Origin of the sequence: Enterococcus sp. 3H8_DIV0648, assembly GCF_002140655.1 — a bacterium.
GTDB lineage: Bacteria > Bacillota > Bacilli > Lactobacillales > Enterococcaceae > Enterococcus_A > Enterococcus_A hulanensis.
Map to the genome: position 1 here is coordinate 1,581,322 of NZ_NGLG01000001.1, position 8,449 is coordinate 1,589,770.

Here is an 8,449-nt window from a genome sequence, read left to right on the forward strand (position 1 = left end):
TCTGGATACTGGGTCTTCAATTGCTCGAAGAATTTTTCATCTTTCATTACTTTGATGAAGTCTTCCTTCTTGAAATCTGTCTTTTTAGCAACTAAGCTTGCAATCTTATCAACATCGTACCCTTCAGGAACAGTCAGTTTTGAAGCATCATCCAATGGTTCAGCGCTGCCTCCCTGTTGTAATTCTTTACTAATTTGATCCAAGGTCATGTTTGGTGAAAATTGATAATAACCGGCTTGGAAATTCGTTAAGTTCTTGAATTTCGTGTAGAAGTTAAATACCATGCCATCACGGATAACATCGCCATCTTCTAATATATCTGTCTCTTATACACATCTAGATGTGTATAAGAGACAGGCTAAAAATAATTAATTTTATATAACAGAAATTTAAAAAGTATTAATTGCTTATTCGCCCTTTAAATTTGATTTATACCATAAAAATATGAAGATTTTTGGAAGGACACCAAACTTAAGCAAAAATGATCACAAAAAAAGAAAGATTAGCCAAGCCAATCTTTCTTTCTGTAACTTTTTATTTGATTATTTAGCAGCTGCTAAATTTTCGTTTGCTTGATCCCAATTTACAACATCCCAGAATGCAGCGATGTAGTCAGGGCGTACATTTTTATACTTCAAGTAATAAGCATGTTCCCAAACATCTAAACCAATGATTGGTGTTTTGCCGTCAGTCAAGGGGTTATCTTGGTTTGCCGTTGAAGTAATTTCTAATTTGCCGTTGTTCAATACTAACCAAGCCCAGCCAGAACCAAAACGACCAGTTGCAGCTGTTTTGAATTCTTCCTTCATTTTTTCAAAGCTGCCGAATGCTTCGTCAATTGCATCTTTGATTGCGCCAGTTGGTGCTCCGCCAGCATTTGGTGCCATGATTTTCCAGAAGAAGCTGTGGTTTGCATGTCCGCCCCCATTGTTTCGCACTGCTGTACGAATATCTTCAGGAACTTCATTTAGGTTTGTCACGAGTTCTTCGACTGATTGTTCCGCTAATTCTGGATATTTTTCAATCGCAGCATTTAAATTGGTTACATAAGTGTTGTGGTGCTTGTCATGATGCAAGTGCATCGTTTCAACATCGATATAAGGCTCCAACGCGTCGTAGCCATAAGGTAGATCTGGTAAAGTATAAGCCATGTTCAAATTCCTCCTTAAAATATCTTACAACCTAACTGTAACAAACAATGCAACTATCTTCAAAGTATATGCCTATCGTGGCGAAGAATTCGTTTTCTCGTCTTCGATGAACTCAACCTTCTTGAAGATAAAGACTTTACTGAAAACATAATTCGCGACTACGACTACAACTTGCGTGATTATTTTGGCGATCAGATTGCCCGTGCGCAGCATGTCGATAAATACGTACATACAAGCCATATCCATTCCAAAAGAAAGCACACGGTAAAAGATGAACTTACCAAATTCCCATGCCAAAGCCTGAAAGCCTTCTGTTTTTGATTGAAATACCCATAATTTGTTCGTCACAAAAGCAAATAATACGGAACAAATCCATGAAATAGCATTAGAGACCGGCCAACTCAAATGAAAAGCCTGATACGCTAAAGTAAATGTAACAATATTTACAACGGTGGCTAATCCGCCGAAAAATAGATAGATAAAAACTTCCCATAGTTTTTTTTCTTCCAAATAATTTCTAAACGACTGATAGATTTTCATGATTGCTCTCTTTCCTATTCTTCTCTTCTAAATTAAGATAGCGAAGCTGAAACTAATAGTCAATTCTTTCTTGAATTCTTTTTACATTTTTACAGATCGCCTTGTTATTTCAAGCTTACTTCGCTACAATGGCACTTGTATAAAAAGATTGGAGCGATCACATGACTTTTCGTCAATTAATCAAAGGATCTCTTTTCCGTTTTGAGGATTTAAAATCGGCCAAGGACACACCATTCTGGAAATCGATTGTTTACTTGCTTGGTTTGAGCCTGCTTCTAGCGATTCCAAGTGTCTATCAAGCACTTCAGGTAATGAATCAAATCAAAACAGATAGTCTGGAGATCGTAGAAAAGATCCCGGATTTCAAAATCGAAGATGGCGAGATCAAAACAACGAAGCCGGAAAAAGGATTCATCTATCAAACGGATTCGATCATCTTGACCTTTGATCCTGAGGGCAAGCGTACACAAAAAGACGTTGAAAAGGATTTAGTTGGAAATTATTTCAGTGTGGGACTATTAAAAAATCAGGCATTACTCGTTTTACCAGACTACGGCGGTGTCAGCTCCGCAATGTTCGGTGATAATGTGCTGAAATTTTCTTACAAGCAAGAACCATTTAAAAATATGACTGGCGATAAAATCAGAGATGGACTGGAAGATTGGGAGATGCCCGTTTGGACACCACTTGTAATGTTGCTGGCAGGAATTTATCCTTCCTTCATCAATTTGTTTGTGACATTAGTCTTTGCAGGCATTGCCGGGATGATCGTCGCAAAATTGAGACTGAGACGCGTGACATTCTTTGATTGCTTTAAAACAATCATCTTTTGTGCCACAATCCCGACCATTTTAGCAACAATCATTTTGTTGTTCCAACCAAATTTTGATTCGAGTCTGCTAATTACGTTCATCAGCCTATTCATCTTTTTGCGAGTCACTCATTATTTCCCAAAAATTGAATTACCGACCAACTAACTGCTTACGATTCTGTAAGCAGTTTTTTTTTGGGATTTTTGTTAGAATAAAATCGAGATTTCTAGGTCTAAAAGAAATGAGGAGATTACTATGACGAAACCAATTATTTTCTTACAACGCGAATTTCGCGAAGAATTCAGCGACAAGATTCAAGCCATCGCTCCCGATTATCAGGTTAAGACAGAACTAACCGAAGACGAATTGCCAGCTGTAGAAATATCCGTTGGCTGGTCAAAAAAATTTAGTGAACAGCTTCTTGCTTCTGATCGGTTAAAATGGGTCCAATCCATCTCTGCCGGCGTTGATTACTTGCCGTTGAATGACTTTTCTGATCGAGATATTTTATTGTCTAATGGTAGCGGCATCCACGCTCTTTCCATCAGTGAGCACATCATCGGCGTTTTGCTGGGCTATTACCGCGGATTAAACCAATCCGTCAAGAACCAAGAACAAAAAATCTGGGGACAAGATGCCATTCATTATGATCAATTAGCTGGAAAAAATTTATTAGTTGTAGGAACCGGCCATATTGGTCAGCAACTTTCCAAATCAATTCGCAGTTTAGGTGTAAATACTTATGGAATCAACACCACAGGCCATCCTGTCGAAGGCTTCACTGAGACATACTCAATCAAAAACTTGTCAAAAATTGTATCTGAGATGGACATCGTAGTGGGCATCCTGCCAGGAACACACGAAACCTATCATATTTTTAACAGCGACATTTTTGAGAAAATGAAAAAGTCCGCCATATTCATAAATGTCGGACGAGGCGATACTGTTCACACTAAAGAATTGATAACGGCACTTGAAGAAAAACATATTGCTTTTGCTGCTCTGGACGTTTTTGAAGAAGAACCGCTGCCAAAAGAAAGTCCATTTTGGGATTTCGAAAATGTTTTAATTACACCTCACATCTCTGGTTTGACCGTTGATTTTCAAAACAAGTTTATGAAAATCTTTTTAGCAAATCTGAAAAACTATGTAGCAAATAGAGAATTGTCAGTTAATCAAGTAGAATTGAAACGAGGGTATTAAAAAAGTTGGAGCCTATTGCTCCAACTTTTTTTCAGTCTCCTTAACAATATAAACAGGACGTTTCTTCGTCTCCATAAATATCTTACCAATATATTTTCCGATGATACCAATGCACAGCAGCTGAACGCCGCCAATAAATAGAATAATCGTCACCAATGACGGCCACCCTGACGTTGGATCGCCAAATATTAAGGCACGAACAATGATAAAGATCATCGCGATTCCTGAGGCCAAACAAGAAAAAGCACCGACAAAAGAAGCAATATTTAGCGGAATATCAGAAAAATTCACTATTCCATCAATTGAATAATTGAACAATTCCCAGAAGGACCAAGATGTTTTCCCAGCAATCCTCTCTTGGTTTTCAAAAGAAATATACTCGGTTTTGAAACCAACCCAGCTAAACAAACCTTTCGAAAAACGATTATGCTCAGTCAATTCTAATACTGCATCCACCATTTGACGAGTCATCAAGCGATAATCCCGTGCGCCATCCACCATCTCAGTTTCACTGATTCGATTAATCAAATGATAAAAAGCTTTCGCAAATATATTACGAATTAATGGCTCTCCCTTACGATCAGCTCGACGAGTACCAACACAATCAATATCTGTTGTCTCAATCATTTCAATCATTTGCGGCAGCAGCTCTGGCGGATCTTGCAAGTCAACATCCATTACTGTGACTAAATCTCCTTTTGCAGCCTGCAACCCCGCATATAAGGCAGCCTCTTTCCCAAAATTTCGAGAAAAAGAAATATAGCGAACAAAACGATTCTTTAGCGCTAACTCACGCAGCACCTCTAGCGTTTGATCCGCCGATCCGTCATTAATAAAAATATATTCAAAATCATGAGAAATCTTCTTTTTTACTTTCTCCATCTCCGCAAAAAAAAGAGGAATTGCTTCCTCTTCGTTAAAGCAAGGAACAATTACTGATATCATTCAAGCCACTCCTAAACTTGGTTAAAATCGTATTTGGGTTCATCCAGTTCGGAATCATAATCTACTACTAAATCATACCCTTTAAAAAACCATTCGTCTGCTTCCTCGATATAAAAAAGCTGATCATCGATCATTGTTTTAACTAATGGGCTTTCTGGACTGTCCACTGCCATTCCCACTGAAAAACCATCATGAACCTGAGTCTTCCCGTATACTTTACCATAAAACTTAATACCTTGACCTTCTGCTAATTCAAGTTCTCGCTTGAACCATTCTTGAGCTTCGGGTGTTATAGTCAATTTCATTTGATTTCACCTATCCATTCATTTTTTCATCTAAATAGTCCACATCTTCGTCTCTGCCGATAACCACTAAATGATCATTCTTTTGCACAATCTCCTCGGCTGGCGGTGTAACGATCGGATCTTGGTTATCACGGCGAATAGCCACTACATTCAAGCCAAATCGTTGACGAAAATCAAGTTCATCTAATGTTTTGCCATAAAATTTCCGATTGGTCACATTGATCTCCGCCAATGAAAATTCGTCTGAAAGTTCTAAGTAATCTAAAATATTTTTCGAGACTAAATTATGGGCGATTCGTTGCCCCATATCACGTTCAGGATGTACTACACGGTCAGCGCCGATTTTTTCTAATACACGGGCATGATACTCATTTTGCGCCTTTGCCAAAATATTCGGCACGCCCATTTCCTTGACCATCAAAGTCACCAAGATGCTTGCTTGAATGTCCTCTCCGATCGCTACGATCACATGGTCAAAGTTTCGAATACCTAAAGAACGAAGAGTCATCTCATCTTGCGCGTTAGCAACCACAGCGTGCGTCGCGATATTCATATACTCATTCACTCGATCCTCACTGCTGTCAATCGCTAAAACTTCCTGACCTGATTCGATCAATGTCCGGCAGATGCTCCCGCCAAATCTTCCTAAACCAATAATGACAAAACTTTGTTTCATGATATCTCCTTACACTTCACAATATTGTATTAATTGATTCCCATCACTTGTAAAACTTACAATTCATAGTATAACAAAGAGCGGGTTAATAAAACAGAGAATGACTCTCTATTTTATTAACCCGTGTTTAAATGCATAGATTGCAGCCTGTGTGCGATCCTCAACCTCTAATTTAGCAAGTATATTTGATACATGCGTCTTAACTGTTTTCAACGTAATGAATAATTCATCGGCAATTTCTTGATTGCTCATACCTTGGGCAATCAGCAGCAATATTTCTTGTTCACGATTCGTTAACTCTTCATGAAGAACATGTCGATTACGATTGGATAATTGTTCCATCATCTTCGTAGTCACTTCAGGTTCCAGCACCCGTTCACCATTGTAGGTCTTGCGGATGGCATTGGCGATCTCATGAGCTGTCGACGTCTTAAGTAAGTAGCCAGATGCGCCCGCTTCAATAGCCGGATAAACTTTTTCATCATCGATAAAACTAGTTACGATCAAAATTTTTGCCTCTGGCCAATCCTTTAAAATTTTCTTGGTCGATTCGATCCCATCCATTACTTCCATTACCAAGTCCATCAAAATCACGTCTGGTCGAAGGTCCATGGCTTTCTCATAGCCTTCTTCGCCGTTTTCGGCCTCTCCTACAACTTCTACATCCGCTTGAATCGATAGATAAGAAGAAACCCCTAACCGAACCATTTCGTGATCATCCACTAATAACACTCGTATCATCCTCTGCCTCCTAATTCCTATTAATTTAAAATACCTGTTCATGCTACGAAGCATTCATCTCGTTCATTACAGATTCTGCTTTATCATATGACTAATCTGCTTCGTCCATCTTTAAAGAGCTGTCCATCGTTGAACGCTTCTCTCCTACAACGGGAACCTTGATTTCAATGCTTGTTCCCTGTCCTTTAAAACTAATTATTTTTGTTGAGCCGCCAACACCAGCAATTCGCTCGCGAATATTACGCAGTCCATAACTGCCGGCGTGTTCGTCTTTCGATTCAAAACCGACACCGTCATCAATCACACGCAATAAAATGTTCTGTCCGACAATTTTTAAATAAACTTCTAATTCATTGGCCTTTGCATGCCGTAACGTATTAGATAGTAATTCTTGTACTACTCGGAATAATTGATCTTCGATACTGGCAGAAACACAAATATCCTGAATATCCCATTTTAACTGAATTTGGATTTTTGTCTGCAGTTCTTTCAATAATTGCTCGATACCCTGTCGTAAACTTTTTCCTTCTAAACTGATTGGTCGCAAATGAAGCAGCAGCGCCCGCATTTCTGACTGAGCCGCATTAATAATATCAGCTACCATCGCTAATTGCTTTTTATAAGGCTCTAACTCTTCCGAATACTGCGACTGTTCATTGAGCGCAGACATCATCATCATCGCCGCAAAAAGCTGCTGAGAAACGGAATCGTGCAGTTCCCGAGCTAAACGATGTCTTTCTTCTTCTAAAATCTTTTCTTTCGTCGTACCATCTACCATCTGAGGCTGACTGCTCAATTGCTGCAGCTCTCGCGACATACTTACAAGTTTTTCTTTGATGCGCTTGATATCATGATCGACCAGCAGCATTTCCTTATTTTGTGAAATCGCGACATCCAATGAAGGTTGATCATAATTACCTGAAGCTAAGCTTTGTAGCTTTCCTTCAATTTTTCCTAGTTGACGTTTTTCCAAAAATGTCACAAGAAAATAGACCACTGCGCTTACCGTCAAAGAAATCACAATAATATGAACAAACAGTGGAATATAAAAGATTCGCGCAATGAATAACTGTGCAAGTAATTGCTTTTTCCCAATAGCATACATGTATAAAAAGAGTGTTGTTAAAATCAGCAAAAAGGAGATCAAACCAGAGTAAAGAGAAATCTGTAAACGGGAGTATTTCCCCATCATACGCGGATCACCTCGACATCCCCAACCAATGTGTTAGTCACTATTTTCAATCTACGAGGACTTTCATCATAATCCTCACTGTACATTTTGATCGTTTCATTACGAAGAACTTGTGTCTCATCATCAAGTTCAACTTTACCATATAAGGTCGCATGCTCAAAGAGTATTCCGATACCATACGGAACTAAAATACGTGTTCGGCCAAAGCCCTTGCGTACGATCACAATACTATCGTCTTTCGGCAATAGTGTATTTCCTAGGTCAACAATCGTATCGCCAGCCAAAATAGCTACATTAATGTCATCCCATTCAAAAACTTGCGTACCAATTCGATCATTACCGATCCAGCTTTGCTTTTTACGCTCACCATTGTGACTTGTCGGATCAGTTGTCTCAACCATCACGATGCTTTTTTTGTTTTTTAAGGAATGATTCGGCATTGAAATACCTGCAATCTCGAAGCCCTTAAGGCCAAGAAATATTACTGCAAAAATCAACATTAACCAAGTCGCAGGACTATTCACTAAACAAATAATCACAATCACTGATCCTAAGATCAATTGGAATTTTCGACGACGATGTTTTCGCAATGCCCAATATATATTTAATACCCCAAAGAGTAACATAATCAACATCGCAGGAGTTGAAGATAATTGCCATAATAAGAAAATTGCAAGTAAGGCTTCAATTACAATGAAAAAGCGCCATGGACTTTTCATTTTGTCTTTCCTCCCAACTTTTTATTTATACCTTATTCTACTTTCTTTAGATAATAAATACTATCGGTCTAAAGATGTAAAAAATAAGCAGCCACTATAAGTGACTGCTATTTAGACCAATGAAATCATCTGGTCTGTTTCCACGCCTAAATTTGTAATATATTG

At 38.6% G+C, this 8,449-nt stretch carries 11 protein-coding genes; 2 read left to right on the forward strand and 9 right to left on the reverse strand.

Annotated elements, in window-relative coordinates:
* The 3 genes from A5875_RS07340 to A5875_RS07350 all read right to left on the reverse strand — a co-directional run.
* The coding region (locus A5875_RS07340; protein ID WP_254911857.1) for an endolytic transglycosylase MltG at positions 1-284 on the reverse strand (284 nt) is incomplete at its 3' end.
* Positions 285-542: 258 nt separating this feature from the next.
* The gene (locus A5875_RS07345) at positions 543-1,151 is read right to left on the reverse strand and encodes a superoxide dismutase (protein ID WP_088932999.1); all 609 of its coding nucleotides are present in this window, start codon (positions 1,149-1,151) and stop codon (positions 543-545) included.
* A gap of 72 nt (positions 1,152-1,223) precedes the next feature.
* Complete coding sequence (locus tag A5875_RS07350) at positions 1,224-1,691, reverse strand: GtrA family protein (RefSeq protein ID WP_088933000.1); 468 nt, start codon at positions 1,689-1,691, stop codon at positions 1,224-1,226.
* Positions 1,692-1,852: 161 nt separating this feature from the next.
* Here A5875_RS07350 and A5875_RS07355 point away from each other — a divergent pair, with 161 nt between their 5' ends.
* A complete protein-coding gene (locus A5875_RS07355) occupies positions 1,853-2,668 on the forward strand; it encodes a DUF1189 domain-containing protein (protein WP_088933001.1) in 816 nt (271 codons plus the stop codon).
* A 90-nt stretch (positions 2,669-2,758) separates the two neighbouring features.
* Entirely contained in the window at positions 2,759-3,706 is a 948-nt protein-coding gene (locus A5875_RS07360) for a phosphoglycerate dehydrogenase (protein ID WP_088933002.1), read from the forward strand.
* A gap of 12 nt (positions 3,707-3,718) precedes the next feature.
* Here A5875_RS07360 and A5875_RS07365 read toward each other — a convergent pair whose 3' ends face one another.
* The 6 genes from A5875_RS07365 to liaF form a co-directional block, all read right to left on the reverse strand.
* Entirely contained in the window at positions 3,719-4,651 is a 933-nt protein-coding gene (locus A5875_RS07365) for a glycosyltransferase family 2 protein (RefSeq protein ID WP_088933003.1), read from the reverse strand.
* An 11-nt stretch (positions 4,652-4,662) separates the two neighbouring features.
* Positions 4,663-4,956 carry a HesB/YadR/YfhF family protein gene (locus tag A5875_RS07370; RefSeq protein ID WP_088933004.1) on the reverse strand — a complete coding sequence of 98 codons (294 nt, stop codon included), beginning with the start codon at positions 4,954-4,956 and terminating at the stop codon, positions 4,663-4,665.
* A gap of 10 nt (positions 4,957-4,966) precedes the next feature.
* Positions 4,967-5,632, reverse strand: coding sequence for a potassium channel family protein (locus A5875_RS07375; RefSeq protein ID WP_088933005.1), 666 nt, complete (start codon positions 5,630-5,632; stop codon positions 4,967-4,969).
* Between the two features lie 108 nt (positions 5,633-5,740).
* Positions 5,741-6,373, reverse strand: coding sequence for a response regulator transcription factor (locus tag A5875_RS07380; protein ID WP_088933006.1), 633 nt, complete (start codon positions 6,371-6,373; stop codon positions 5,741-5,743).
* A gap of 91 nt (positions 6,374-6,464) precedes the next feature.
* On the reverse strand, positions 6,465-7,565 hold the full coding sequence (locus A5875_RS07385; RefSeq protein ID WP_088933007.1) for a sensor histidine kinase: 1,101 nt from the start codon (positions 7,563-7,565) through the stop codon (positions 6,465-6,467).
* Positions 7,562-8,284 (reverse strand): cell wall-active antibiotics response protein LiaF, encoded by a 723-nt coding sequence (gene liaF, locus A5875_RS07390; protein WP_088933008.1) that lies wholly within the window; start codon positions 8,282-8,284, stop codon positions 7,562-7,564. Before liaF ends, A5875_RS07385 begins: the two co-directional genes overlap by 4 nt.
* Between the last annotated feature and the right edge of the window lie 165 nt (positions 8,285-8,449).

Coding starts and splice junctions, on each gene's coding strand:
- A5875_RS07345 (WP_088932999.1), bottom strand. CDS start 1,151: ATGGCTTATACTTTACCAGATCTACCTTATGGCTACGACGCGTTGGAG.
- A5875_RS07350 (WP_088933000.1), bottom strand. CDS start 1,691: ATGAAAATCTATCAGTCGTTTAGAAATTATTTGGAAGAAAAAAAACTA.
- A5875_RS07355 (WP_088933001.1), top strand. CDS start 1,853: ATGACTTTTCGTCAATTAATCAAAGGATCTCTTTTCCGTTTTGAGGAT.
- A5875_RS07360 (WP_088933002.1), top strand. CDS start 2,759: ATGACGAAACCAATTATTTTCTTACAACGCGAATTTCGCGAAGAATTC.
- A5875_RS07365 (WP_088933003.1), bottom strand. CDS start 4,651: ATGATATCAGTAATTGTTCCTTGCTTTAACGAAGAGGAAGCAATTCCT.
- A5875_RS07370 (WP_088933004.1), bottom strand. CDS start 4,956: ATGAAATTGACTATAACACCCGAAGCTCAAGAATGGTTCAAGCGAGAA.
- A5875_RS07375 (WP_088933005.1), bottom strand. CDS start 5,632: ATGAAACAAAGTTTTGTCATTATTGGTTTAGGAAGATTTGGCGGGAGC.
- A5875_RS07380 (WP_088933006.1), bottom strand. CDS start 6,373: ATGATACGAGTGTTATTAGTGGATGATCACGAAATGGTTCGGTTAGGG.
- A5875_RS07385 (WP_088933007.1), bottom strand. CDS start 7,565: ATGATGGGGAAATACTCCCGTTTACAGATTTCTCTTTACTCTGGTTTG.
- liaF (WP_088933008.1), bottom strand. CDS start 8,284: ATGAAAAGTCCATGGCGCTTTTTCATTGTAATTGAAGCCTTACTTGCA.